24 protein-coding genes are annotated in these 26859 nt (G+C 42.4%); 5 read left to right on the top strand and 19 right to left on the bottom strand.

The features are described from left to right. Window positions 1–37 precede the first annotated feature (37 nt). On the top strand, window positions 38–2371 hold the full coding sequence (helD, locus tag NFS43_RS10475) for an RNA polymerase recycling motor HelD (RefSeq protein ID WP_251551613.1): 2334 nt from the start codon (window positions 38–40) through the stop codon (window positions 2369–2371). Between the two features lie 103 nt (window positions 2372–2474). On the opposite strand, the gene NFS43_RS10470 is transcribed toward helD, so the two are convergent. The 7 genes from NFS43_RS10470 to NFS43_RS10440 form a co-directional block, all read right to left on the bottom strand. Beyond that, complete coding sequence (locus NFS43_RS10470) at window positions 2475–3569, bottom strand: mechanosensitive ion channel family protein (RefSeq protein WP_251551612.1); 1095 nt, start codon at window positions 3567–3569, stop codon at window positions 2475–2477. 546 nt (window positions 3570–4115) lie between these two features. Further along, on the bottom strand, window positions 4116–4607 hold the full coding sequence (locus tag NFS43_RS10465) for a PTS sugar transporter subunit IIA (RefSeq protein ID WP_251551611.1): 492 nt from the start codon (window positions 4605–4607) through the stop codon (window positions 4116–4118). A gap of 79 nt (window positions 4608–4686) precedes the next feature. Then, complete coding sequence (locus NFS43_RS10460; RefSeq protein WP_251551610.1) at window positions 4687–6012, bottom strand: 6-phospho-alpha-glucosidase; 1326 nt, start codon at window positions 6010–6012, stop codon at window positions 4687–4689. 61 nt (window positions 6013–6073) lie between these two features. Beyond that, window positions 6074–7675, bottom strand: a complete 1602-nt coding sequence (locus NFS43_RS10455; protein ID WP_251551609.1) for a PTS transporter subunit EIIC — start codon at window positions 7673–7675, stop codon at window positions 6074–6076. Between the two features lie 118 nt (window positions 7676–7793). Beyond that, complete coding sequence (locus NFS43_RS10450; RefSeq protein ID WP_251551608.1) at window positions 7794–8567, bottom strand: MurR/RpiR family transcriptional regulator; 774 nt, start codon at window positions 8565–8567, stop codon at window positions 7794–7796. A gap of 219 nt (window positions 8568–8786) precedes the next feature. After that, window positions 8787–8945, bottom strand: coding sequence for a hypothetical protein (locus NFS43_RS10445; protein WP_251551607.1), 159 nt, complete (start codon window positions 8943–8945; stop codon window positions 8787–8789). Window positions 8946–9033: 88 nt separating this feature from the next. After that, complete coding sequence (locus NFS43_RS10440) at window positions 9034–9453, bottom strand: RidA family protein (protein ID WP_251551606.1); 420 nt, start codon at window positions 9451–9453, stop codon at window positions 9034–9036. 180 nt (window positions 9454–9633) lie between these two features. Between NFS43_RS10440 and NFS43_RS10435 the strand changes: the two genes are divergently transcribed. After that, window positions 9634–10044, top strand: coding sequence for a GNAT family N-acetyltransferase (locus NFS43_RS10435; protein ID WP_251551605.1), 411 nt, complete (start codon window positions 9634–9636; stop codon window positions 10042–10044). A gap of 57 nt (window positions 10045–10101) precedes the next feature. Here the strand turns inward: NFS43_RS10435 and NFS43_RS10430 are convergent, their stop codons facing one another. From NFS43_RS10430 to NFS43_RS10410, 5 genes are all read right to left on the bottom strand, one after another. Then, complete coding sequence (locus NFS43_RS10430; RefSeq protein ID WP_251551604.1) at window positions 10102–10548, bottom strand: GNAT family N-acetyltransferase; 447 nt, start codon at window positions 10546–10548, stop codon at window positions 10102–10104. A 107-nt stretch (window positions 10549–10655) separates the two neighbouring features. Continuing rightward, window positions 10656–11639 carry a GMP reductase gene (gene guaC / locus NFS43_RS10425; RefSeq protein ID WP_251551603.1) on the bottom strand — a complete coding sequence of 328 codons (984 nt, stop codon included), beginning with the start codon at window positions 11637–11639 and terminating at the stop codon, window positions 10656–10658. A gap of 346 nt (window positions 11640–11985) precedes the next feature. Continuing rightward, a complete protein-coding gene (locus NFS43_RS10420) occupies window positions 11986–12636 on the bottom strand; it encodes a DsbA family oxidoreductase (RefSeq protein ID WP_277613933.1) in 651 nt (216 codons plus the stop codon). A gap of 105 nt (window positions 12637–12741) precedes the next feature. Further along, the gene (locus NFS43_RS10415) at window positions 12742–13683 is read right to left on the bottom strand and encodes a bifunctional riboflavin kinase/FAD synthetase (RefSeq protein ID WP_251551602.1); all 942 of its coding nucleotides are present in this window, start codon (window positions 13681–13683) and stop codon (window positions 12742–12744) included. Next, the gene (locus NFS43_RS10410; protein WP_251551601.1) at window positions 13670–13999 is read right to left on the bottom strand and encodes a hypothetical protein; all 330 of its coding nucleotides are present in this window, start codon (window positions 13997–13999) and stop codon (window positions 13670–13672) included. The genes NFS43_RS10415 and NFS43_RS10410 overlap by 14 nt, the downstream gene beginning before the upstream one ends. Before the next feature lie 199 nt (window positions 14000–14198). Between NFS43_RS10410 and NFS43_RS10405 the strand changes: the two genes are divergently transcribed. Together NFS43_RS10405 and NFS43_RS10400 are read left to right on the top strand one after the other, a co-directional pair. Further along, window positions 14199–14666, top strand: a complete 468-nt coding sequence (locus NFS43_RS10405) for a MarR family transcriptional regulator (RefSeq protein WP_251551600.1) — start codon at window positions 14199–14201, stop codon at window positions 14664–14666. Window positions 14667–14818: 152 nt separating this feature from the next. After that, window positions 14819–16231, top strand: coding sequence for a DHA2 family efflux MFS transporter permease subunit (locus NFS43_RS10400; protein ID WP_251551599.1), 1413 nt, complete (start codon window positions 14819–14821; stop codon window positions 16229–16231). An 83-nt stretch (window positions 16232–16314) separates the two neighbouring features. On the opposite strand, the gene NFS43_RS10395 is transcribed toward NFS43_RS10400, so the two are convergent. The 7 genes from NFS43_RS10395 to NFS43_RS10365 all read right to left on the bottom strand — a co-directional run bounded on the left by NFS43_RS10395 (window position 16315) and on the right by NFS43_RS10365 (window position 25835). Beyond that, complete coding sequence (locus tag NFS43_RS10395; protein ID WP_251551598.1) at window positions 16315–17748, bottom strand: MDR family MFS transporter; 1434 nt, start codon at window positions 17746–17748, stop codon at window positions 16315–16317. A gap of 495 nt (window positions 17749–18243) precedes the next feature. Then, window positions 18244–19602, bottom strand: coding sequence for a type I glutamate--ammonia ligase (gene glnA / locus NFS43_RS10390; RefSeq protein WP_251551597.1), 1359 nt, complete (start codon window positions 19600–19602; stop codon window positions 18244–18246). Window positions 19603–19851: 249 nt separating this feature from the next. After that, a complete protein-coding gene (locus NFS43_RS10385; protein WP_251551596.1) occupies window positions 19852–21579 on the bottom strand; it encodes a glycine betaine ABC transporter substrate-binding protein in 1728 nt (575 codons plus the stop codon). A gap of 1 nt (window position 21580) precedes the next feature. Next, the gene (locus NFS43_RS10380) at window positions 21581–22786 is read right to left on the bottom strand and encodes a quaternary amine ABC transporter ATP-binding protein (protein WP_251551595.1); all 1206 of its coding nucleotides are present in this window, start codon (window positions 22784–22786) and stop codon (window positions 21581–21583) included. Between the two features lie 157 nt (window positions 22787–22943). Then, the gene (locus NFS43_RS10375; RefSeq protein WP_251551594.1) at window positions 22944–23339 is read right to left on the bottom strand and encodes a YkvA family protein; all 396 of its coding nucleotides are present in this window, start codon (window positions 23337–23339) and stop codon (window positions 22944–22946) included. A 132-nt stretch (window positions 23340–23471) separates the two neighbouring features. Then, complete coding sequence (locus NFS43_RS10370; RefSeq protein WP_338150598.1) at window positions 23472–24443, bottom strand: alpha/beta fold hydrolase; 972 nt, start codon at window positions 24441–24443, stop codon at window positions 23472–23474. A 189-nt stretch (window positions 24444–24632) separates the two neighbouring features. Then, window positions 24633–25835, bottom strand: a complete 1203-nt coding sequence (locus NFS43_RS10365; RefSeq protein WP_251551593.1) for a nitrate/nitrite transporter — start codon at window positions 25833–25835, stop codon at window positions 24633–24635. Between the two features lie 221 nt (window positions 25836–26056). Between NFS43_RS10365 and NFS43_RS10360 the strand changes: the two genes are divergently transcribed. Beyond that, entirely contained in the window at window positions 26057–26755 is a 699-nt protein-coding gene (locus NFS43_RS10360; RefSeq protein WP_251551592.1) for a Crp/Fnr family transcriptional regulator, read from the top strand. Window positions 26756–26859 lie beyond the last annotated feature (104 nt).

Genomic DNA, 26859 nt, shown 5'->3' with positions numbered 1-26859 from the left:
TCGTCAACCCTAAAAAAATTTTTTAGGAGTGTTTCCCATGAATGCAGAATTTCAACTGGAGCAAAAACGAGTAGACAATGTGATGGAGATCCTGGCAGAGCAAATCAGCGGTTTGGAGGAAGAAACTTCCCGGCTCCGAAATGAAGTGGTCCATATCCGCAAACACTTTTGGGATGAAATTAAGGTAAATACCGATACCTTCGACGATTATCTTGAGACCATCATCGGCCTGAGACAAGAGGCTCAGGCTCTGTCCGTCAGCCAATCCACCCATAAACATGCATCCAAAAGATTATCCACACTACACCGTATGCAAGAAGTCCCCTACTTCGGGCGCATTGATTTTATCGAAGCGGGAAATTCATCCGCGGATCAAGCCTATATTGGTATCTCCTCGCTTACCGATGATAGTGGCGATCATTTCCTCGTCTATGACTGGAGGGCACCAGTCTCAAGCATCTATTATGATTACCAGCCAGGGCCGGCACAATATGCGACACCTGGCGGAATAATCGAAGGCCATTTAGAGAAAAAGTGGCAATATCTGATCCGAGGCGGCGTTCTCCAATCCATGTTCGATACGAGCCTCACCATTGGAGACGAAATTTTACAGCAGGTTCTGGGAAAAGGCACTGACAAACATATGCATAGTATTGTAGCTACCATTCAGCAGGAGCAAAACCGGATAATCCGCCATGACCGCGGGAGGATGCTCATTGTTCACGGTGCAGCTGGCAGCGGCAAGACCTCAGCTGCCCTGCAGCGGATTGCCTATTTGCTCTACAAATATCGGGATCGTCTGAATGCCGATCAAATTATCCTATTTTCTCCTAATTCGATGTTTAATAGTTACGTGTCCAACGTGCTGCCGGAACTTGGCGAAGAGAATATGCAGCAAGTCACATTTCAGGAATACTTGGATCATCGGCTCGGCAAAGAGTTTCAAGTTGAAACCCCCTTTGAGCAGCTAGAATATGTTTTAACAGCAGGAAATGCCCCCTCCTGTTCGGCAAGAGTTGCAAGTATTCGTTTCAAAGCATCTGCCCAATTTTTCGAGGTAATCAATGCGTACAGAAAGTCTTTGGAGACGTCTGGAATGTTATTCAAGGGCATTAGCTTTAGAGGAAAACCGATTGTATCCGCTCAGCAAATCGCAGAAAGGTTTTATAGCAGTGATATCTCCCTCCGCTTCCCTAACAGACTTGAAAAATTGAAGGACTGGCTGATAAGGCAAATAAAGGAGGCCGAGAAGCTCGAATGGACTAAATCGTGGGTCCAGGAGGAAATCGAGCTGCTTACTAACGAGGAGTATCACAAAGCGCATACCTGCTTAGCGGAAAAGCGAGGTTATACAAAAGAGTCGATTGCCGATTATGAACTCGAGCCAAAGGCGCTTGCCCAATTGATTGTCCGCAAGAAATGGAAACCGCTGCTAAAAAGAATCAGGGCATTTCGTTTCGTTGACCTGAAGGGGATGTACCAGCAGCTTTTTACTGATCCTGACCGGATCAAGCGGCTAGATGGGGAACCGCCTTCAGAGTGGGCGGATATTTGCAAAGTGACGCTGGAAATGCTAGATGAGGGCAAACTATTTTACGAAGATGCGACTCCGTTCTTACTTTTGAAGGAGCTGATCCAAGGCTTTCAGACGAACAGTTCGATAAAACATCTGGTAGTGGATGAAGCCCAGGATTATTCACCGTTTCAATTCGAGTTTTTGAAGCGTTTGTTTCCTTCGGCAAGAATGACCGTGCTTGGCGATTTTAATCAGGCGATATTTGCCCACGCCAGCCAAATGGTTGATTTCCGGACACTTTATAGTTTATATGGCCCGGATGAAACGGAAGTGATCAATTTGGCACGAATCTACCGATCGACAAAACCGATCATTGAATTCACACGGAGTCTTGTGTCTAACGGCGAGAGGATTATCCCTTTTGAACGCGGGGGCGAGCGGCCTGTGCTGAAACAATTGTCTGATCATGCGGAACTGCACCGCTGTATCGCCTCCAAAGTGGCAGACTTACAAAGGCTTGGCTATCACAGCATTGCGATCATATGCAAATCAGCAGAGGAAAGTGCAATCGCATATGAAGCCCTGTCCAGCATCGATGGAATGAAGCTTTTGAAAAGCAGCTCGATTGAATATGAACAAGGAGTAGTTGTCATACCATCCTATTTGTCCAAGGGTATCGAATTCGATGCCGTCATCATTTATAACGCAGCGAAGGATGTTTACGGTGATGAGAGCCTGCGAAGAGTTTTCTACACTGCCTGTACTAGAGCAATGCATGTTTTGCAGATTTACAGCGTTGGTAAACCTAGCACTTTGTTGCAAAACGCTTTGCAGCAAGGTTTCATCCAAGCTTGATCAAGTTGAATATAAAACCAACAAAAAAAAGGATAGATGGAACCATGTTTTCGGCTCCCCTATCCTTTTTTCACGCATATAATTGTCTTAAGTAGCCCTTATCTTAATCCAGAGAACCCATTGTTTCCAATAATTCATTTGTTTGTGGAGAGACATAGATGGTTCTGCTTGGAAATGCCACTTCCACACCCTCTTCCTCTAAGATTCCCATAATTTTCAAATTGACATCATGCTTGATTTTTACATGCTCCGCCCAAACCGTGGAATTTGTGAAAAAATAAATCAAAATATCCAGGCTGCTTTCATTATAGTGATCGAAGGCAACCATAATCGTATCCGGATGAATCTCTTCATGCGTCACTAACATCTGTTCAATCCGGCTGACGACCCTTTGGATTTGTTCTTTCGTTGTTTGATAGTTTAAACCTAAATGAAACGTAATTCGCCTTTTCCCCATCCGGCTCCAGTTGGTAATCGGCTCATTAGCGAGTGTAGAATTGGGCACCGTCACCAAAGCTTGGCTAAACGTCCGGACTTTTGTGCTTCTGAAGTTAATATCTTCTACGGTTCCTTCCACACTTGGTGTCAGGATCCAGTCCCCGATGGAAAAAGGCTTTTCCGTAACGATGACGACACCGCCAATAAGGTTGCCCACTGCTTCCTTTGCAGCTAATGCAAATGCCAGCCCCCCTAACCCGAGGCCAGCCACCAAGCCGTTGACGTCATAATTGAATTCCTGCCCAATAATGCTGATGCTGATGGCAATCATGATGACACGGATGATTCTGGAAATAAACGGAATTAGTATTAAATCGATCTTGTTGTTTAGCTTTTGATTCAAGCTGATGATGATGCCTGAAGCAGGAGAGGACAGGTTAAAGAATCCCCATGTAATTAACACAATGATCATCGAGCGCAAAAATTTTAAAAATAACGCATTTTGCTGCTCCATAAACGGAAAATAATCCATTGCAATATATAAACCGACAATGATAAACGCCCAGCCTAATGGCCGTTCAAACCCTAAGAAGATTTGTGTAAAAATTTCGGTTGGCGTTTTTCTGGATAATTTTAAAATCAGCTGAAATACATACTTGGTAAACAGGTTTCTGAAGAGAATAAACAAAAGCAATATCCCGATAGAAATCCCTAGGTTTTTTAACGTTTCGGAGTCTAAGCCCGCGATTGAAAATGCCATAACAAATGAATCAAAAAACATGTTGAGACTACCTTCCCTCTTTACGCGATACTAAATTAAACCATAATTAAATGAAAAAATGAAGAAATTCGCACACCACTTAATAGTGTTTTTTCAAATCTTACATCGCATTATCATAACTTCTTTAACAACATATTGGAATACATCAAAAGTCTCAGTTTACAGGACGTTTTTGGGATCACCAACCGTTGGAATTCGCTATCCGACAGTTCGGGGCTGCTATCCGACAGTTGTAGCAGCTTATCCGACAGTTGCTCCTCTTTCCGACAGTTGTAGCTGCTCATCCGACAGTTAGCGCTTCCTATTCGACAGTTACACCTGCTTATCCGACAGTTGCTCCCCTTTCCGACAGTTGTAGCTGCTCATCCGACAGTAACGGCTTCCTATCCCACAGTTACACCTGCATATCCGACAGTTGCTCCCCCTCACATCCCCCGACACCCACATTTTTCACATAACAAAAACCAAGCATAGACTAACATGCTTGGTTTTTGTTATGTTGTCAAATCCTACTATTAAACCTGCCTACTTTAACTTTGCCTCCAGCAAAACCGTCTGTCCACGAACCACAGAACTGCTGCCACTTTTGGCCAACGACTCCACTGCCTCAAAATTGGTGATAACAACCGGTGAAATCGTGCTCGCCGCTTTTTCCTTAATCAAATCCAAGTTAAAAGTGATCAGCTTGTCACCTGCTTTAACTTGGTCACCTTGAGTTACATGCCCTTCGAAGCCTTCGCCTCCCATCGCAACAGTATCCATGCCGATATGTATTAACACTTCTAACCCATTTTTACTGCGAATTCCAACAGCATGATAGGTAGGAAAAATTTGAACAACCTCTCCGTCTATAGGAGCAGCAACCACTCCCTCAGAAGGATCAATTGCAAGCCCATCGCCAATCATCTTCTGGCTAAACACCTGATCTGGCACATCCTCGATTTGGACCACTGTCCCGGTGATCGGAGAAACAATGCTCTCGATGATCTCTTTTTTTCCAAACAGCTTCTTAAACATGAAACTTCCTCCAATACAAGTAATCTCCAATGGAAAAGGCGAAAAATAGTCCGCTTTTTCGCCTTTTCCTTTCCATAGATTAGTTTAACTCAGGCCAGTAGCCTTTATTAGCTGCAATAAGATCATCCAAAACTTCTTTCGCCACTTTTGCACTTGGCACTGTTTTGGAAAGCGTTAATGCCTGCCATAATTTTTGGTAACTGCCTTCAATATACGCCTGTACAACTAATTTTTCAACCGTTACCTGCTGGTACATTAACGCTCTTTGGAATTCAGGAATCTTTCCTTGGCTCAATGGCTCTGGACCATCACTTCCGACGATGCACGGCACCTCTACCATGGCATCATCGTCAAAGTTGGCAATCGCTCCGTTGTTTTCCACAATCAACAGCATTCTTTCATGTGTATTAAAAGCAATCGCGCGGGCAAGGTCGACAATAAAGGTGGCATGAGCGCCCATTTCAAATTCACAGCCTTCCGCTGTCCCTCTTTCCGTAATCGTTCTCGCTGTTGAGAAAACGGTCTTCTCTCTTCCATTCATGACTTCATTGGCACGAGTGTATTCTGGATTAGAATGTTCCACCGCATAATCAGGGTAGAAATAATATTTCAAATACGTATTTGGCAGGAATCTTGGATCTACTGCTAACAAATCTTTTGCCTTTTTATGTGTTTCCTGCCAGCTGGCATCCGTATGCTGGGTATCAACCTCTTTTTGTGTCAAGTAGCCATGCTCCGCTACATAATCACGAATTTCCGGCAAATATTCATGTCCTTCTTTGTCTTTTACGCTTGTCCACCAGCCAAAATGATTTAACCCGAAATATCGCACCTCTAAATCCTTTGGTTCTTTGCCGATGATATGCGATATTCTGCGCAGCGTTCCAACCGGCATGTCACAAATATTCAATACCTTTGAATTGGGGCGAAGAACGCGGCATGCTTCCGCCACAATGGCTGCAGGATTGGAATAGTTCAACATCCAGCAGTCTGGTGAATACTTTTCCATGATGTCAATGAGTTCAACCATATCAGAGATGCTTCTCATGCCATATGCGATTCCGCCAGGTCCGCATGTCTCTTGCCCAACGACTCCGTGCTTTAACGGTATCTTTTCATCTTGTTCACGCATTGGATATCCTCCACTGCGGATATGGGCAAAACAGAAGTCTACATCCGTGAACGCTTCTTTCGGCTCAGTAGTAAAAGAAAACTCAATATTTGGTGCCTTCTCTTTCATGACAATTTCCAATGCTTCGCCCAAAACGGCTTGCCTTGGGCCATTATTATCATATAGTTTTAATTTTCGAAGCGGAAAACGGTCTAAGTTATCCAATAACATCATGACAATCCCTGGTGTATACGTGCTTCCTCCGCCTGCAATCACTACTGAAAATTTTTTCATGTTCTCCATTCCCTTCTAGTAATCTGTCATTTCTTTGTTGTTATGCAAATTAACGGCATTGCTATTCGTTTGTGCCCAATCCCAAGTAACTGTCCACAGCTTTTCGAATATTGGTAACCTGTAAGCCGTAAACCACATGAACATTTTTATCTTTAATAATGACACCGCTTGCACCGGTTTGCTTCTTTAACACATCTTCGTCCACCATGTTCGGATTATCCAATGTTAACCGAAGTCTTGTGTAACAATTGGTGACCGTATTGATATTGTTTGCTCCGCCTAATGCATCGACAATAACGCCGGCAATGCCTGTTTCTCCCTGCGGCTGTGCAGCCCCGGCTTTTCCTTTGCTTTGCTTTTCTTTGTAATCTTTCTTCGAATATAATTTTGTTTCCTGTCCAACCTCTTCTCTGCCGACTGTTTTAAAATTAAATTTCACAATCAAAAAGCGGAAGACTAGATAATAAATAGCGAAGAAGATAAGACCTGTTAAAATGTACATCGGCCAATGCGTCTTTTCGATTCCAAGCGGCAGGTTGAACAACAGGAAGTCAATCATGCCATTTGGACCGATCGCCCGAACATCCAAAAGATGCAAGGTCACCATGCTTAAACCGCTCAGCGCTGCATGAACCACAAACAACAGCGGCGCTACAAACATGAACGAGAATTCAATTGGCTCTGTCACACCTGCAATAAAGGAAGTCACTGCAGCTGGAATCAAAATGGCTTTTACCTTGCCTTTGTTTTCAGGCTTAGCTGTATGGTACATCGCTAAACAAGCGCCTAGCAGGCCAAACATTTTGGAAATGCCGCGTGCATCCCAAATCACACTAGAAGAAAGTTCTTTGACGGATGGATCAGCGATCTCCGCATAATAAATATTTCTTGCCCCTTCAAAAACTTTACCGCCCACTTCAGCCACACCGCCCAGTTCTGTATAAAGGAATGGGGTATAGACTAAATGGTGAAGACCAGTTGGAATTAACAACCGTTCCAATGCTCCATATAGGAAAATACCGAAGCTGCCGCTGTGATTAATCAAAGTTCCTAACTTGTTAATACCAGTTTGGAAAATGGGCCAAATAAATGTCAGAGCGATCGATAAGAGCACAACGACCGGAATCAGGACGATAAAGACAAATCGCGAGCCGCCATATATTTGGAAGGCGCCGTTAAATTCTGTATCAATAAATTTGTTATGAACCATTGCTGTGATAATACCAAGGATTAACCCAAGGAACACACCCATATCAAGAATTTGTACACCCAGCACCAAGGTTTGTCCGGTCCCCTGAAGTGATTCCCCATCAAACAGAAGCCCGTTTAGAGACATAAATTTGTTCATGGCGTTGACAAACACTAGATAACCTAATAATGCTGTAAATCCAGCCACTGCTTTTTCTTTATTCGCCAAACCGACCGTGATCCCGACACAGAAAATGAGTCCCAAGTTACCGAGAATGGAAACCAATGATCCGGTTAAGATGGTACCGAAACCAGTGGTGATCGGATTATTTAAAAATGGAGCCGCTTCCAATAATTTGACATTAGTTAATAAATTTCCTAAGGCAATTAAAATACCCGCAATCGGCAAAATAAGGACTGGAATGAACATTGCTTTTGAAAAGCGCTGCATGCTATCCATGATCTTCGTTTTCATTTTGCCTCTCCCTCCTCATGCATTCGTTTTTGTCGACAGGTTTAGCTTACAATGTAACCGCTTTTAAGTCGATACATTCTAAAGGATAAAAAACGTGTTTCACACATTGAAACACGTTTCACTCGTTATTGCCTATTATTGAACTCAATGTTTCAACATACTGCTTGAAGATAAATTCAAACATCAGCAGAAGACTCGGGAAAAAGCGGTTCGGCAGCATGTTTCGATCATCGAGTTTATTATGGTCGATAATTCTAAAATTCAAATCGGCAATCTCCGCAACCCGATTATCTGTTTCCTTCGTAAAAGATACAGTCAATATCCCATGCTCTTTCGCTGCAAGTAATTTCTCGATTACGACCTGCGTTTCACCTGACTTCGAAATGACGATCAAGGCTCCGATGTCTTCAAGATTATTCTCAAACACACCAATGGAATCTGTCCCGCTGGCAAAAATCGTTTTTCTGCCCAGCACCAGTAATTTTTTATATAAGTATTCCGCTGCAATGGCTGAAAAACCGGTGGCATAAATAAATATATAACGTTGTTTAAGGTTCAGGACCTTATTTATAAAGGCTTCTATGTCTTCCATCGAATTATGGGACAAAAAATCCTTTTGATTAATCTCAAAAAAATCTTCGATTCCATCGTTATGCGAAGAATCCGCCTTTTTGACCAGAGGCAATAGCTGATAATACATATCGACAAACCCGCTATAGCCTAATTTTTTTGACAAACGGATGACCGTTGCCGGTGAAGTGAAATTTTCTTTCGCGATCGTACGTACTCCCTTATGCAATACGTCGTCAATATTATCAATGATATATCGGACTAGCTGGACATCCAGTTCCGTTAAATTCTTTCTTTGGACAATTTTGCTGATATCTCTCATTTACTTCCTCACTCCCGCTAGTTGAAAGCCCTTACTGCCAAGATTTTATTTTATCAAAATGGATTTGGAGCTACAAATAAGTGCATTTAAATTGGGGACAATAAAAACCCGTGAAAGCACATCCTTTACGGGCCATCTTCTTGAAAAAAACTAGTAATCCTTTTTGAACAAACCATCTGTCTATGTATCATGACAAATAGATGGTTTTAAACTAGTTTCTTATTGTTTTTTAATAGGCGTTACGACAGCAAATAGATTCTCAGATGGATCAGAGACATTCACTTGGATTATCTTATAGCCGCTTTCTTCAGTCTTTGACTCATCTTTCCTAATAATCGTGATTTGATGGTTATTCATCGCTGCATTCTTCCTTCCCAATTTTTTTCTCCCAAGAGTAACGATATGCCGGAAGGTAAAATTTGTGAAAGAAATTTTTAAAAATATTTATTCTCTATTAAGGAGGAACCTAGTTTTCCTTTGCCTGCCCTTCCACTGCCGCTACAGCTTCGAGCTCGACCAATTGATGTTTGTATCCTAAAACCGTCACTCCAGATAAGGTGCTCGGGACATCGTGGACACCAAACTCTTCCCGAATGGCATCCCATGCGGTGACCAAATCTATTTGATTATGGGTTGCGACCAGAACTCTCGTATATACCACATCTTCCAAGGCGGCGCCGGATTCTTTTAACGCCAATTTAAGATTTTCCACACAAAGCTTTGCCTGAAGCCGATAATCCCCTTCACTTGGCACCCTGCCGTCTTGATCCAGCGGACAGGATCCGGCGAAAAATAGCAGCTCCATCCCTGATGGTACACGGCTTGCATAGGCATAATCGACCTCTGCTAAATTAGCTGAATGAATGAATGTTATTTTCTTCGTCATTTTCATTCCTCCCTTTTCATTCACTATATAAATTTAGTATTTTTTGAAAATATCCTCTATTTTATTATAAAAATAAAAAAACATCTATTGGTACCATAAAAACATTTGAATCTGGCACTTACGAATGGAAGAACTTTCTATTAAAATCAATAACAACTTAGTTTAAAGGAGGAAGAACATATGGAAAAAACCTTCAATATCACGTATCAATTCAATGCGGGCATCAGCGCTGAACAGCTATCAGCTGTTTTTGACGCCTCAGGCATCCGGCGGCCAACAGACGACTTGCAAAGGCTTCAGCGAATGATTGACCATGCTGATATCCTGCTTACAGCATGGGAACAGGAAAAACTGATTGGAGTCGCCAGAGCGATTACCGATTATAGCTATTGCTGCTATTTATCAGATTTAGCTGTCGATCAAGACCATCAAAAAAAGGGAATTGGAAAGGAATTGGTCCGGCTTTTGCAGCAGGAAATCGGGGACGAAGTGACGCTTGTCTTGCTGGCATCCCCCATCGCCATGGAATATTATCCGAACATTGGATTTGAAAAGATCAATAACGGTTTTAAGATTCTTCGAAAACGGTAGGGTAACAAAAGCGGCATCAACCCAATGCCGCTTTTGCACAACCTCATTCCATAAATTCTAAAGATTTAATTCTAAGTACTCATCCGTTTCTTTAAAACCAAACTTTTGATAGACCGGCCTGCCAAGATTGGAGGCTCCCAGCCACATTTTTGTAACACCTGCTTCTTTCGATTCCTCGACTAATTTTTTTAACAAATGAGTCGCAATTCCTTGACCCCGGAAATTTTCGTGGGTATACATATTGGTAATATAAGCCCTTTTTCCAGTCTTGTTAGTGTACGATGGGGGAAAATCATAGAAAATAACGGCACCACATGCAATGATTTCTTCTTTTTCTTCTGCCACCCACTGGATTAATGAACCATCCTCTAGTTTTTGGAGAAAAAACTGATGAAGTTCCGTGTCAATGTTAATAGCAGGCTCAATTCCCTCATCAAGTAATTGCAGTTTCCTCAAATCAATTAAACGATCGATATCATCCATAGCTGCTCTCCGATAGTTCATATCATTCACTCCTTTATGCAAACTAGTTTACATAATGATATTATGTTTTACTTATTGTTAATAAATTTAAAAAGGACCCCAGAAGGCCCTTTTTAAATATTTTGACTTTAGTATATTCTATCGCCATTAAAAATGGAATTTTTTACGATGACATAGTCGACATTTCGGATTGACGACAGCTTGTTTCCACCGGCATACGAAATAGAGGACTGAAGATCCTGTTCCATTTCAATGAGGGTATCCTTGATGGAACCTTTATATTCCACATACATTTTTTTGCCTTCTACGTTCTTTCTTTCCCCTTTTTGGAATTCAGAAGCAGAACCAAAATATTCTTTAAATAGCTTTCCGTCCTTTTCAATGGTTTCCCCAGGGGATTCTTCATGGCCCGCAAACAACGACCCAATCATCACCATGCTTGCTCCAAATCTGACCGATTTTGCAATATCACCGTGTGTCCGAATTCCGCCATCCGCAATAATCGGTTTGCTGGCAGCTTTTGCACACCATCTGAGCGCAGCCAATTGCCATCCGCCCGTACCGAAACCGGTTTTAATTTTCGTGATACAAACCTTTCCTGGCCCAATACCTACCTTTGTGGCATCTGCACCGGCATTCTCCAGTTCCCTCACTGCCTCAGGAGTTCCAACATTTCCAGCAATGACAAAGCTTGAAGGGAGATGTTTCTTTATATGCTGAATCATATTAATCACTGCATTGGAATGGCCATGGGCAATATCAATGGTGATATATTCAGGCGATAGCTGTTCCTCGGCCAATTGCAATATAAACCGATACTCTTCTTCTTTAACTCCAACGCTTATTGAACTATATAAGCCCCGGGACATCATCTCTTTGACAAAATCCAGACGTTTCTCTGGCTGAAAACGATGCATGATATAGAAATAATTATTCTCTGCCAAGTAAACCGCAAGCTTTTCATCTATAATCGTTTGCATATTAGCAGGCACCACTGGCAGCCTAAAGGTACGACCGCCAAACGTAACCGTTGTATCACATTCAGACCGGCTATTTACGATAGACTTTGCTGGGACTAGTTGAATATCTTCATAATCAAAAACATTATCCATTCCATTATTCCCCTTTACCAATTATCATTTTAAAAAGACGATTTTTTCTTGCAATTTAAGAAATTAATATTTTCATGTTTGTTTTCATTTTTAACTTGAATAAAATCAATTATTCACGATCCAACATGTAAGAGTATAATACACGAACATTATTATGTCAATTCAAATTAATGTTCGTTATTTGGTTAGATTTTTTTACATTCATTAGAAAACAAGAAAGCACCTAAGGAAAAAACTTAAGTGCGAAGATTCCTTGTCCATAATTGCAAAAAAAATCGTCCTTCAAAGGACGATTTTAAATTTCATCAATACTATCTTTATATGGTTTATTCCTTTCTCGATCGCCTTACTTTTTAGGAATTTCGCATCCATTTTCATCACAGGACATTCCGTCATCGTTGTTTAATACGACGATTTCCTCTGAGATGACTTTTCTCAACGCCTGCACAAACACTTCAGTAGGCTGTGCCCCTGTTAGAGCGTACTTTTTATTGATCAGAAAGAATGGGACACCAGTAATCCGGTATTGCTGTGCTGTCCGCTCATCTGCACGGACCTCGTCTGCCATCTCATCACTTGCCAGCATTTTTTCAACGGCTTCCTTGTTTAGTCCCACTTCTGCAGCTAATTCCGCTAACGTTTCATGATGGCCAATATGTTTGGATTCAATAAAATGGGCTCGCAAGATGCGCTCCGCCATCTCCTTCATCAAACCGTGTTTTTTGGCGAACATGGTTAAACGATGTGCATCGAAGGTGTTCGTCAGGATAAGGGTATCCATCTGATAATTCAAGCCAGCTTCCTTCGCCATTTGCACCATGTGCTGGGTATTTGCCTTGGCCTGAGCAATGCTCATGCCGAATTTTTTCGCTAACGATTCATAAATGTTTTCTTTAATATCAGTTCCGCTTGCCGGATCCAATTCAAAGCATCGGTAAGTCACTTCAATTGGGTAATCAACCTGTTTAATGGCATCCTCCAGACGCCTTTTGCCAATATAGCAAAACGGTCAAGCGAAATCAGTCCACATTTCAATGTGAAGCATTTGAATCCCTCCTACAACAAATAATTAAGTTTTTTCACACCCTTAAAATGACGGGATTTAGTCCATCCCCAGCAGCGCTTTTGCTTCTTTCTTATCCATTTCCATCTGCTCAATGAGTGCGTCGAGCCCCGTAAATTTGATTTCCCCTCTCATATACCGCAAGAAGGAAACGGTGACCGTTTTCCCGTATAGATCGCCTGCATAATCAATTAAATAAGCTTCAACCAAATAGCCTTGCCCATTGACAGTAGGACGGTAACCGGCACTGATCAAGACGTTCCATATTTCATTTGCGCCTTCCTCGTGATGGATTTCCACAGCCCCTAAATAGACCCCGGTTTTTGGTTCCACATAAGACTCTATTCCCCCTAAATTGATTGTCGGAAACCCAAGGGTTCTCCCTAAGGCCTCGCCATGGACAACCTCGCCAGTAATGGAATAAGGTCTTCCCAGCAGTGCCTGCACGGCCTCCATATTCCCCCCTTTAATGAGAGAACGAATATGGGTGCTGCTGATTTTTCTTCCATGTTCTTTCATTAGTGGAACGACGGTGACCGATACATCGATTTGCGAGCAAAGTTCGATGAGCCCTTCTACCGAGCCGTCTCCTCCCTTGCCAAAACGGAAGCCTTCTCCGACGACAATTCTTTTCACATTCAACCTTGAGAGGTGCTCTAAAACGAATTCACCCGCCGTAATTTTTGCATACTCTTCCGTAAATTGGACCCGATAATACCTGCTGACATCAAACTGTTTCAGGATATGCATTTTTTCCTGACCTGGCGTAAGCTTTGGCTGGTATTCTGCATCTTTTCTTAGAATCCATAAGGGGTGATCTGAAAAGCTAAACACTGCTAGTGATTCGCCTTCCCCCTTCACCTCATTAGCCGTTTGTAAAATAGCTTGATGCCCCAAATGCACTCCATCAAATTTTCCAATCACTAAAGTTAACGGAGCAGTATCATAAGGGGGTTGTTTCGTAACCTCAATGATTTCCACTGTAATCCCTCTCCAACACCATAAGTTCAATTTTCTTGCCTTCATGCTTTTTTAAAATTTCGATCATATCGGCTTCATCGATATAAAAATCGTTAACGTACTTTATTCCGGAATGGGACTTTTGGATCCCTTCAAAATAAAATACCTCCGCAATTCCTTCAAATGTATAAGAAAGCTCTGGGCCTGCATTTATTTTTAGCATGACTTCTTTATCATTGAGGACGCTAAAAATTTTTGACACAGGTTCGTCATCAAGCAGCACGACCTCTGTGCCCTTTATGCGATGAATGAGAATAACTCCTTCAAATACTTTCATGTTCTTTCCTCTTTTGAAACGTATATGAATTCGGTATAGCAATATTTTTTACTATAAGGCTTTTTTTACTATTAGTAAAAAAATTTGATTGTAGCAGCCATTTTTCAGACCTTTTACCACAACCCAAAATATTGTTGAAATGGAAACAGAAATTTAATATATAATATGGATAATGGACCAACGAGAGGGAGGAAAGGCCATGAACAAAGAGGAACAGCTCATCATGAATTTCAGAGACTTATTTGACAAGATGGTTTGGCTTAATAAGAGTAAGATGGAAGACAGACTTAAGGGCTATACGCCTTCTGAAGTGCATTGTATCGAATCTATTGAAAAAAATCGAGATGCCAACGTAACAAAACTTGCGGAGTCCCTTTATATGACGAGAGGGGCCATTAGCAAATTAACGAAGAAGCTGATAAAAAAAGGCCTGATTGATAGCTACCAAAAGCCTGATAACCAGAAAGAAATCTATTTCAGGCTGACGGACCAAGGGAAAGTCATTTATAAAATCCATGAGGAACTGCATAAAGAGTTTCAAGAACGGGACAAAGCCATATTTGAACAAGTAACCGGGGAGCAATTTGACTGGATGCTGAGCTTCGTGGAAAAGTATAGCAGGCATTTGGATGAAGAAATAAAGAAACAAGGAATTACGATTCATTAATTCAGAAAAAGTTAAATAAATGTAGCTTCAGGCAGCCTAATTCGATTGAGAGCGGGGTGCTTTTTTTTTCTGACATTTAGTTGACAAGGAAACAAAATGGTGATATATTTTGTTGACAAGGAAACAATAATAACTTCTGAGAGGAGAATCCTATGTCAGAGGATTTAGTTAAAGAACCAGGATTACCAAAAGAAATTCTCACGGCGGCTTGGGCTATTGCACTTGGAGCCATTGCTCCAATGCTTGACTCAACTATGGTGAACATCGCCATCGACCAACTAATGAAGGACTTCAGCACGTCATTGAATATCATTCAATGGTCTATTACAGGTTATGTTTTAGCCCTTGCGATGGCAGTCCCAGTATCCGGCTGGCTTATGAACCAATTTAACGGTAAGAAAATCTTCGTCGGCGCCGTCATCGCCTTTGGTGTCATTTCTGTTTTTGCTGGAATTAGCTGGGACATTTCCAGCTTTATCTTCTTTCGGTTGCTTCAAGGATTTAGCGCTGGGATTATTACACCGCTCATGTCAACACTCCTGGTTAAAACCGCAGGACCAGAAAATCTTGGAAAAGTGATGGCCATCGTCAGCACACCTATGATCTTCGGCCCTATCTTAGGACCTGTTATCGGGGGCTTCATCGTTCAAGGTGCATCATGGCATTGGATATTCTTCATCAACATTTTCATCATTTTGATAGCTGCACCACTAATGATGAAAACCATTCCTGACTTTGAACCATTCAACAAAGACAGTAAGCTCGATGTTTTTGGGATGATCGCTTTGTCCTTAATGAGTGCTGCATTGATTTACGGTATTACGAAAGCAGCGGACCATTCATCCTTTAACAATAGTGAAACCAGCCTTTGGGTGGGTATTGGCCTTGTTTTAGCAGTAATGTACCTCGGATATAATCGATTCAGAAAAAATCAAACCGTGCTTCCGATGAATTTGTTTGCACATATGAGCTTCTTAGCCTCCAGTATCGGTTTATTCTTAGCGAATATGGCCATCATGGGACCTATGCTACTTCTTCCATTGTTTTTCCAAGCCTTCCGCCATTTCACGGCCATTCAAGCAGCACTTGCGTTAATCCCGCAAGGAGTTGGCATGCTTATTACCCGGCCCATGATCGGAAAAATGATTGATACGATTGGTGCGAAATACGTGGTCATGGTCAGCCTGATTCTTTCACTGATCGGATCAATTCCGCTAATCTTTATCACCGATCAAACAAGTATGACTTGGATTTCCATCGTATTGTTCATCCGAGGCACCAGTTTTGGCGGCATTATGCTTCCGTTGACGGCTGACGCTTATACAGGACTAGACAGCAAACAACTTCCCGAGGCAGGTGTCGGTATTACGATCATTGAAAACCTTGGCTCAAGCTTTGGTTCAGCTGTCATCGCGACGGTTGCTGCAATTGTCATACAAGGATTGCAGCCAACAATCTCCAATAGTTTAGAAGGTTATCATGCCGGATTCTTAGCATCCGCCATTTTCCTTGCAGCAATCTTCATCCCAAGTCTATTCCTGACACATAAAACGAATGCAAAATAGGGTTTCAGAACTTAGGGGCAAGTTCTAAAACCCTATTTGTCTATTATCTGAAGCCGCCCCAATCAGCAGCTAAATCGGTCCATTTACTGTTGGACCTGCTTTTGCTGCTCCAATACCTTTTTATGAGAAGGCAGGAATAGAATGGCGATTAGAGTGGCAATTCCAATGAAAAATACCAAAACAAACACCAGATGCATCCCATGGGCAAGAGCGGCATTGCTTACGCCGGCCACATCGCCTTTTCCATATGTGATGAGTGCGTTGTTAAAGATGGTCCCAAACACCGCAATCCCAACTGTTTGGCCAATTGACCGGGTAAAGGTGTTGGAAGCGGTAGCAGCCCCGCGCATTTGCCAGCCAACAGCTGATTGAACTAATACGGTCGTCGGCGTTGTTGCATAACCCATTCCAAGTCCAATCACGATCATGATTCCAACAAAATACCAATAAGGCGAATCAAGTTCCAGGGCCAATAACCAAGTTGACCCGAGGGCAATAAAAATCGCACCTGCTACAGCCGTCAGTTTAGACCCGATTTTATACATATAACGTCCTGCAAATGTTGCCCCCAGCGGCCAGGCGATTGACATTGGCATTAAAGTAAAGCCGGAGCTTGTCGCACTGTGTCCAAGAATAGATTGAATCCACATTGGCAAATAAACGTTTACCGCTATAACAACAGAACTCGATAGGAAACTAACCAAATTGGAAACCAAGATGACTGGAATCCTGAATAACGATGGCGGAAGCATCGGCTCCTCCACCTTTGATTCAATGTAACCAAAGAGCGCAATAAAAATGACCGCAACAGCAATCAATAGATAGATTGGCGCAGAGTTCCAGGCATATTTCTGCCCTTCCCCCGCATTTAAGAGCGCGTACAATAGGGACGAGATACCAATCGTAAAAGTAACCGCTCCAAGATAGTCAATTTTGCGGCTTTGTTTCTCTTGTAATGTTTCATGGAAAAACACAGTAATTAAGACAAGCGAGACAATTCCAATTGGCAAGTTAATAAAGAAAATCCAGCGCCAGCTAACTTGGTCGACAAAAAAGCCGCCAACTAATGGGCCAAGGAGTCCCGCGATTCCCCATACTGAACTGAATACCCCTTGCATTTTTGCCCGCTGCTCACCAGGAAAGAGATCTCCAATAATGGTAAAGGTGAGCGGCATCACCGCACCAGCGCCGATCCCTTGAACCGCCCGGAACCAGATTAATTGGTGCATCGTTTGGGCCGCACCAGATAGCATCGAGCCGATTACAAACAAGATAACCCCAGTGATAAAAACTTTCTTTCGGCCGAATAAATCGGCTAACTTTCCATAAATCGGCGTTGTTACGGAAGTGGTAAGAGTATAGATAGCAAATACCCAGCTGATTAAATTTAGTCCGCTAAGGTCAGCGACAATTTTCGGCGTGGCCGTACTGACGACAGTGACATCAATAGCGACGAGAAGAATGGCAACAAGCATAGCTACAGTTACCATCTTTCGATTGGTAGTTCTCTTTGACATTTTCTTTACCCCTCAATAAATAATGATCATGGCATAAAATTGATTAGCCTATTTTTAAGTTTTCCTTTTCTGTTCTATATGATGAAATGGAGAACTATCTCACCTATAGTAAGTGGAGATGTTTCCGTTTGTCAAGAAGTCTGATTGTGAATTTCAGTGATTGTTACAAGTGTCGAGATAGAATTTAAATAACTCGGATTCAAGTGAATCCGGGCGTTAATTTAAGTCCTGTTTTGAAACTAGCCATTATGCGTCTACAGTTCTATACTGCTCTTCATATCCATCCCAGCTTCCTTCAATGCCTGCAGTTTTTTATATTGTTCGTATTTTTCATTTTGAAATAAACCTGTAAAATGCAGTTAAAAAGACAAAAGGGCTGTCCAAAAAACAAGAGGTCTGACTTCTTGCTTTTTGGACAACCCCCTTGCAAAGAAAAGCAGCACAAAAAAAGCGGGGACAGGCGCTGTTGATAAACAGCCCATCCCCACTTGTCGATTAAAATTTAGATTGATAGTTTTCAGTTTCCCATGCATGAACTGCAGTTCTATAACTGTCCCATTCAGCTTTTTTCATAGAAACATACTCACCGTAAACATGCTCACCAAGGGTTTTAGCAGCAATTTCACCTGCTTCTAATTCCTTTACAGCCTCAGCTAAGCTGCCTGGCAGGCTGTCAATGCCTCGGAAGGCTCTTTCTTCTTCAGACATATGGAAAATATCTTCATTGATTGGTGCTGGTGCTTCCAATTCTTTTTCAATTCCATCCAGCCCTGCAGATGCAATCACCGCAAACGTTAAGTAAGGGTTAGAAGATGGATCTGGACAACGTAATTCAACACGTGTTGCCAAGCCTTTTTTGGCAGGAATACGGATCAACGCTGAACGGTTGGATGCAGACCATGCGATATAGCAAGGCGCTTCATAACCAGGCACCAAACGCTTATAGGAGTTTACCAGCGGATTGGTTACAGCCGCAAAGCTCTTGACGTTCTCTAGAACGCCGGCAATAAATTGATAAGCCTTTTCTGAAAGCTGCAGTGTATCTTCTGGATCAAAGAAGGCATTCTCGCTACCTTTAAAGAAAGACATGTTGACATGCATTCCTGAACCATTGATGCCGAATACTGGTTTTGGCATGAAGGTTGCATGCAAGCCAAACTTCTTGGCAACCGTTTTTACAACCCATTTATAAGTGGTTGCAAGGTCTGCAGCGGTTAAAACATCTGCATATTTAAAATTAATTTCATGCTGTCCTTCTGCTACTTCATGGTGAGAAGCTTCAATAGTAAAGCCCATCGCTTTTAAGGCACGGTAGATTTCCAAACGCACCCGCTCGCCAAGGTCATGTGGAGATGGCTCGAAATAGCCGCCCTTATCACTGATCTCTTGTGTAGCATAGCCATTATCGTCCGTTTTGAAAAGGAAGAATTCCAGCTCAGGCCCTACTGAAATGGTATAACCTTTGTCTGCTGCGCGCTCTACCGTTTTCTTTAGGACGTTTCTTGTATCTCCCTCAAAAAGGGTTCCGTCCGGTTTAGTAACAGAACATAAGAATCTAGCTTCAGAATAGCCTTGTTCCTCCGTCCAAGGAAGTACGGCGAAAGTAGCCAGGTCCGGCTGTAAGTATAGATCCGAATTGTTGATTGGTGAAAAACCTTTTATGGAAGAACCGTCAAACATGATTCTGCCTTCCACTACATCTTCAAGCTGTTCACTAGTAACGGTTACGTGCTTCAAGATTCCTTCAATGTCGACAAACTGCAAGTGCAGTAATTCGACACTTTTTTCATTGATGGTTGCTTTAATTTGTTCCAAAGTAGCTGCTGATAAATTTGAAGTTACTGTTTCGCTCATGTCACGTTACCTTCCAATTCCATGTTATATTTTGTTACATCTGATAGATTGATTATAGATAAAATTGAAAGGTTTGACAATCCTTTTTTGATTATTTTTTGAATATTTATTCTGTTTATGAGGTAAGCGTTTTCATTAATTTCTACAAACTAAGGAACACTTCACAAATTATAATGAATAATCATGCACAAAATTGATTTAAAGAAGTTACTTCAAAAAGGACCATCCCATCAGGACAGTCCTCACACATTACTTCAAGTCTTCAATTGAATGAATATCCATATAGCTTGGCACAACCAGGCCATTTCTTGTTCCATGAAGGTTTGGCCCTAAATCCACAAAATCTTCCTTGTATTGGTCGTAATATTCCTTATGTGTACTTGGCAGCCAGCCAGCGACCATTCCATCGACGCTTCCGTTGGCCACACCTGCAAACATAGGACCGACCTCTACTTGGCTCAATTTCACCTTAAAGCCATTTTGCTCCAAAACCTTGGCAATCACATTGGTACTGGCTATTTCTGTATCCCATGCCACATAGACCAGATTGATGGTTTGCCCGCTGCCTGATGGCGCCCCCTTGATCCACTGCGCCACTTTATCAGTGTTGGCTTTAATCCATTGGTCCGCTGCTTGTGACGGATCCGTTCCGCCTTTGATATCTACCATCATTTTTTCGATATCCTCCGGCTTCCAGGTGAACTGGTCAAGAATCGTATATGCACCAGGTGCATCTTGTTCCAGCCCTTTTCTAACAATGGTATGAATATCTTCTACTTCTCCAAAGGATTGATTAGGGTCTTCAAGAAATTTTAAATCGTAGGTGGAGAACATCCAATGCGGCGCCCATCCGGTGACAATGATTGGTTTTTTCTGATTATAAGCCTTCTTCATTTCGGCTGCCATCGCAGCTGATGAACCTTCCTGCAGCTGCCAATCATCTAATTGATAATCTTTCATAGCCTGATGTGTCTGAGCCATGATGCCTGCACCAGGTTCAATCCCGATAATCTGAAAATCGGTTTCGGCCCCAATGCGGTTTCCTCCTTTATCCTTAGTAGTCTCTTTCGTCATTCCTGTCACCACAGCTGTCACAATGACAAGAACCGCCAAGATCAAAAAGACGATTTTTTTCTTAATGACTGTTTCATATGCCGGTTTACGCAGGTTTTGAGTAATCCGGTCCAGAATGACGGCAATGAACACAATCGATAATCCCGCTTCAAACCCTCGGCCCACATCAATTTGGCTCACAGCCCGGTAAACGTCTGCTCCCAGCCCTGGCGCTCCCACAAGTGAGGCAGTTACAACCATCGACAAGGCTAGCATTATGCTTTGGTTTACCCCTGCCATGATTGTTGGCGTGGCAATCGGCAGCTGAACCTTAAATAATTTCTGGCTGTTGCTCGACCCAAAGGCGTCAGCAGCCTCAATTAAATCCTTCGGAACCTCCTGAATCCCCAAATTTGTCATCCGAATCGTTGGGGCAATCGCAAAAATGAAGGAAGCAATAATTCCAGGCACCACCCCAATGCCAAAAAATAAAATCGATGGGATCAAATAGACAAATGCCGGCATAGTCTGCATAAAATCTAACAATGGCGTGACAATTCGGTGCACCGTTTTCCTTTGGGCACACCAAATTCCAACCGGGATCCCAACAATGATCGTAAGTAAACCTGATAATAAAACAATGGCAATCGTTTGGATACTGGATTCCCAATAACCAAGATTGTCGATCAGGAGCAAACTCAAGAGTGCAAATATTCCCAGCGGCCATCTGCTCGTATAAATAACGAGGAGTGTTAAGACGATTATTAAAATGATGGGCGGTCCTGCACTCAATACATCGACGACAAGGTCTAATAAGCCTTCAATTACAGTGGTGACAAAGCTGAAGAATCCAGCAAAGGCAACAGTGACCCATTTGACCAGTTCATCTACCCAATCTCCTAATGGGATTTTTGGCAAGTTCATATCATTCACTCTCCAAATCGTTCAAGGAATCTTTATTTCCCGCCAACGCTCCGATAACCGCACCGCGGATGACAACTCCTCTTAACCTGTGTCCTTCATCAATAACGGAGATTGGTAAACTCGATGTAGCGATCACGTCCATTAAATCGGCCAGAATGGTATCTCCAGAAACCGTTGGAATATCCGTTGTCATGACTTCCGCAATCGATTGGTTCATGGCAATGGCTTGCCTAGCTTGTTCAGCCGTAATGGCACCCAATAATTTCCGATGCCGATCCACAACAAATATGCTGGAATATCCTTGCTTCCGCATAATTTCCAAAGCTACCCGAGGTCCCCGGTCGACCGCAACCCTTTCTGCCGGTTTCATCACGTGGGAAGCCGTCAATACTTTGGATAAATCAACATCTTCCACAAACTTTTCAACGAATTCATTGGCAGGGTTCATCAAAATCTCTTCGGGAGTTCCAAGCTGAATCAAGCTTCCGTCTTTCATCAAGGCAATTCGGTCGCCGATGCGCAGGGCCTCATCTAAATCATGGGTAATAAAAATGATGGTTTTCTTATATTTCTCCTGAATTTCCAATAATTCATCCTGCATATCCTTCCGGATTAATGGATCCAGCGCACTGAAGGCCTCGTCCATTAAGATGACCGCGGTATTGCTGGCAAGCGCCCGGGCCAATCCGACCCGTTGCTGCATGCCGCCGCTCAGTTGTTTCGGCAGCTGGTTTTCATACCCTTTTAATCCGACAACCTCCAATGCTTTTTTGGCTCGGTCCTGACGCTCTTCAGCTGGGACCTTCTGAATTTCAAGCCCATATTCTGTATTTTCAAGGATGGTTCGATGTGGAAACAGGGCAAAGTTCTGAAACACCATGCTGATTTTTTTCTGCCTAACTTCCCTCAAGCGTGCTTCGCTCATTTTGACGATATCCTCGTTTTCAATTAGGATTTCTCCGATGGTTGGCTTTATCAGCCGGTTAAACATCCGGATTAAGGTTGATTTTCCGCTTCCAGATAAGCCCATAATGACAAAGATCTCACCTGGATATATTTCAAAGGAAACATTCTTGACCCCAACGGTCTGTCCCGTCGCTTTTAATATTTCCCTCTTGGGTTTTCCTTGCTTTAGTAACTCAATTGCCGCTTTCGGATTATTGCCAAAAATTTTTGAGACACCTTTGACCTCTATGTAGGGATTCATGCTGTCACCTCATTCGATTAATGACCGTTTCATATACATTTTTGCCTAATATTTTTGTTCTATGTTACTTAAGTCCTAAAATCTCCTGAAATCGCAGACAGTTTTTCGGAGGCAGATTGACAAAAAAAAGACGCTTTCTGCGCCTTTAACGATAAATCTATTCCTTTCTCTCTTTCCATGCTTTAAATTTTTCCAGATCATTCGAAATTTGCTTCAGGACAAATCCAATCACGGCCGCATCATCGACCAGCCCTAATCCCACAATAAAATCCGGTACCAGATCAATAGGAGAAACAAAGTATAAAATACCCGCTATAATCATGACAAGCGAGCGGGTGGGAACTTCCTTGTATTCCCCTTTATTCCAAGCCTTAAAAAATTCGAGCAATAGCTGGAGCTTCTCCCAGACGCCGCTCAATGCTCCCTTTTTATCATTCGCTTTTTTGATGGCCTCTTTCAGCAAGCCATCCGCCTTTTCTTTATCATGGATGTATTCTCCGGCTTTTGACTCGTATTTTTTATAGCCATTTTCAAAATTAGAATCCTTCTCCAAACTGCTCTCTCCTTCTCTTGCAGGATTCCGTTATTCCTGCCTAACCTTATTATTTATAAATTGTTCTATCATTATTAAATCATATCCATGAAAAAAAGATGCACAATAACTGTACACCTTTCTTTATTTTTATCACTGTAATCCAAGAGCGCTTTCTAAAAATGCTTCTAGCCGCTGCTGATATTCCGCTTCAGCAATGGTGTAAGCTTCGGTATGCCCAGCACCAGGCACAATCCATAGCTCTTTATTACCGGCTGCAGCTGCTTCGTAAATTTCTTCGGCCATTTCAGTCGGAACCAGCTCATCCTTGTCTCCATGAATGATGAGCAGAGGCAGTTTATTTTTCTTGACGCTTTCAAGCGCCGAGGCCTCTTTAAACGAGTATCCAGCTCTCATTTTCGTGATGGCACTCGTCACATCCATGATCGGAAATGCCGGCAAGTGGTATAAATATTTTAATTGGTGGGACAATTCATCCATGACGGTTGTATAACCGCTGTCTTCGATAATTCCTTTGACTTCTTTAGGAAGCTTTTCCCCTGAAGTCATTAGGACGGTTGCCGCTCCCATTGAAAATCCGTGAAGGAAGATTTTATCCTCTTGCTGTTCCTTTATTAAAAAATTTACCCAATCCACGTAATCCTTCCGTTCATGCCAGCCATAGCCGATATAATCGCCCTCACTCATGCCATGGCCTCTGGCGTCTGGTTTTAAAATATCATAGCCCAAATCATAATAATATTTGGTAATTCCTTGCATTTGTTCGCCGCTGCCCCGATAGCCATGAGCCAAAATAACCGCTTTTCCGTTCGAGTTGGGATTTTTCAAAAACCGCGCCTTTAATGTTAACCCGTCAAAGGATTGGATTTGGACGATTTCAAACTCCTGCTTCTCGGTCCATTGCATAAGTTCCGCCATTTTCGCTTGCTGTTCTGGTGTTTCTTCTATACTGGCAGCTGCCTCACTGCTGCCGCCCCCATGCAAGTCAGGTGCGTCCGCGCTGCGTTTGATAGCGATATTATAGAAATAGCTGCTGCCGATTCCAAGGCCGATAGCCAGCAGCAAAACAATCACAGCGCCCGTTATGATTAGTTTTTTTATCACGTTCAATTCCCCTTGTGTCAAAAAATCTTACTAGTTTAATAGAGAAATAGAATACCATAAGGGTTTTGTAACCGCAACCGTCCATAAAAACCTTGCCACTTATTGGCAGAATCGATTTAACGACTACTAAGGACAAGAAACAAAAAACGGTGCACCTCCATAAGTGCACCGTTAAAATGTTTTATTGATTTATTCCATAACCAACATCGTTTGATCAGCATTTTTAATGCCCTGGTTTGTCCTTGCTAATTTTTCCTGAAAATACATCCATATGGCAAGGATCAAGCAGGCACTTGCCACCTGTGACAGAGCCATAAATCCGATCGCATAATGGCCAGTTAAATTAAATAGGAAGGTCAGGATCAGCGGCGGAAAAAATCCGCCCAATCCGCCCATGGCAGAAACAATTCCATTGGCAATGCCAGCTTGTTTGGAAAAATACAACGGCAGCAATTTGAAGACAGCTCCATTGCCAATGCCGGCAAAGAATGCCACTGCCAAACACCCTGCAGAATACAGCATTAGGGATGGGTTAAACGCAAGCAATATACCTGATAGAGTTAGTCCGGCAAACACGACCATCAAAATTTTAAAGGTATTAAACCTGTCGCCAAGCCAGCCGCCAACAGGGCGGAAAACAGTCGCTAGAGCAATAAATCCAGCGGTTCTCATTCCTGCATCAATTTTAGACAAATCAAACTGGGCCACAAGGAAGTTTGGCAAATAGACGGTAAACGCCACGAACGATCCAAAGGTCAAGAAATAAAACACGCTTAAAAACCAAAGCTTCTCATTTTTATAGACCCCTTTAATTTGTTCTGATAAAGGGGTGACCACTTTGGGTTCCTTTTTATCACCCAATAAAAAGTTTAATAATGATACTGCTAAAACAAGAATGAGATAAAACTGTACCGTTGTTTCCCATCCCAATTTTGTGGCTATCACAGGTGCTGCGAACGTCGTAATCGCCGTACCAATATTGCCGGCCCCATAGATTCCATTAATTAGGCCGTGGCGTTCCTTTGGATAATACTTTGGCAGCGAGGTGACCCCTACTGAAAATACGGCCCCGCTGATCCCTAAGAAAAGGCCGCCAAGGACTAGATCTGCCAAGGAATTCGCTTTACTAATATAAAAAATCGGGAAGATCAAAAGCAAGAAACTAATCGAAAACAGTTTCCGGGCGCCAAAACGATTGGTCCAGTAACCAATCGGAATTCTCAGCACCGAACCCAAGACGACCGGTATGGCGGTTACCAGGGTTAATTGATTGCTTGTCAGGCTGATTTCTTCTTTAATGAATGGCATTAACGATGACAAAATGACCCAGACCATAAATCCGGCAATTAAACTGAATGTTTGTAATGGCAATTGTAAGCCTTTATGTTTCATTTGAAGCACACTCCTCTTTTTTCAAAGTCTCTACAAGGAAATTTCCTTTTCTCCTTTAACTTTAGTAACATCTTAAAAAATTCTTTGCCTTCCCCACTGTGAAGTAGTTCACACCAGTACGATTGTTCACAAACTGTTCAAATTTGCCGCAGTTAAGGCGGAAAAACACTTTATTCATGTGGTAAACTTAGAAATACGACTGAATGTCAAGGAGGATTCCAATGCCTGGCACACTAAAACCGACCAAGTCAATTGAAATCAAGGAATTGTTACATATAGCAGACCGTACGATCCAGCTGGAAAAAGGACAATATCTATTTCAAGAGGGTCAGAATGCAGGAGAGATGTTCTTAATACTTTCTGGCAAAGTCCAGATTAGCAAACTGAGCCCTGAAGGCCGTGAACTTTCTTTAAGAATTTGCAGCGAGAATGAAATCTGCGGTGAACTGACCTTATTTACCCAATCCCCCAAATATCTGCTTAGTGCGTTAATGCTGGAGGATGGAGAAATCGCCGTTGTAAAAAAAGAAATGATCGAAAAGAAGCTGTTTCAAGACAGTGCGTTAGCCTTTGAATTCATAAAATGGCTGAGCGATCACCTGCGAAAAACACAAATGAAGTTTCGCGACCTGATTCTTTATGGGAAAAAAGGCGCTTTATATTCCACGCTGATTCGGATGACCAATAGCTACGGGGTTAACAGGAACGATGGCATCCTTATTAATCTTCCCTTGACGAATCAGGAATTGGCCAATTTTTGCGGAACGACAAGGGAAAGCATTAACCATTTACTGAAAGAATTAAAAGAGGAAGGCATTATTTCGATTGAAAAAAAGAAAATTACCGTCCACGATCTCCCATTTCTTAAACAACAAATCGGCTGCGAAAACTGCCCTGCCATCTTTTGCAGTATTGAATAATTTAGAGATTAGCTGACATTAGGTCAGCTTTTTGTGCGACGGGCAGTCGCGTAGAGTGTTGACTCAGTCGACACTCTTCTTTTCATTATCTGAAAGAGACGTCA

It is taken from the genome of Neobacillus muris (genome assembly GCF_943193175.1).
Lineage (GTDB): Bacteria > Bacillota > Bacilli > Bacillales > Cytobacillaceae > Neobacillus > Neobacillus muris.
The sequence above is the reverse complement of the archived record's forward strand: the minus strand, read 5'-3'. Positions and strand labels throughout refer to the sequence as shown.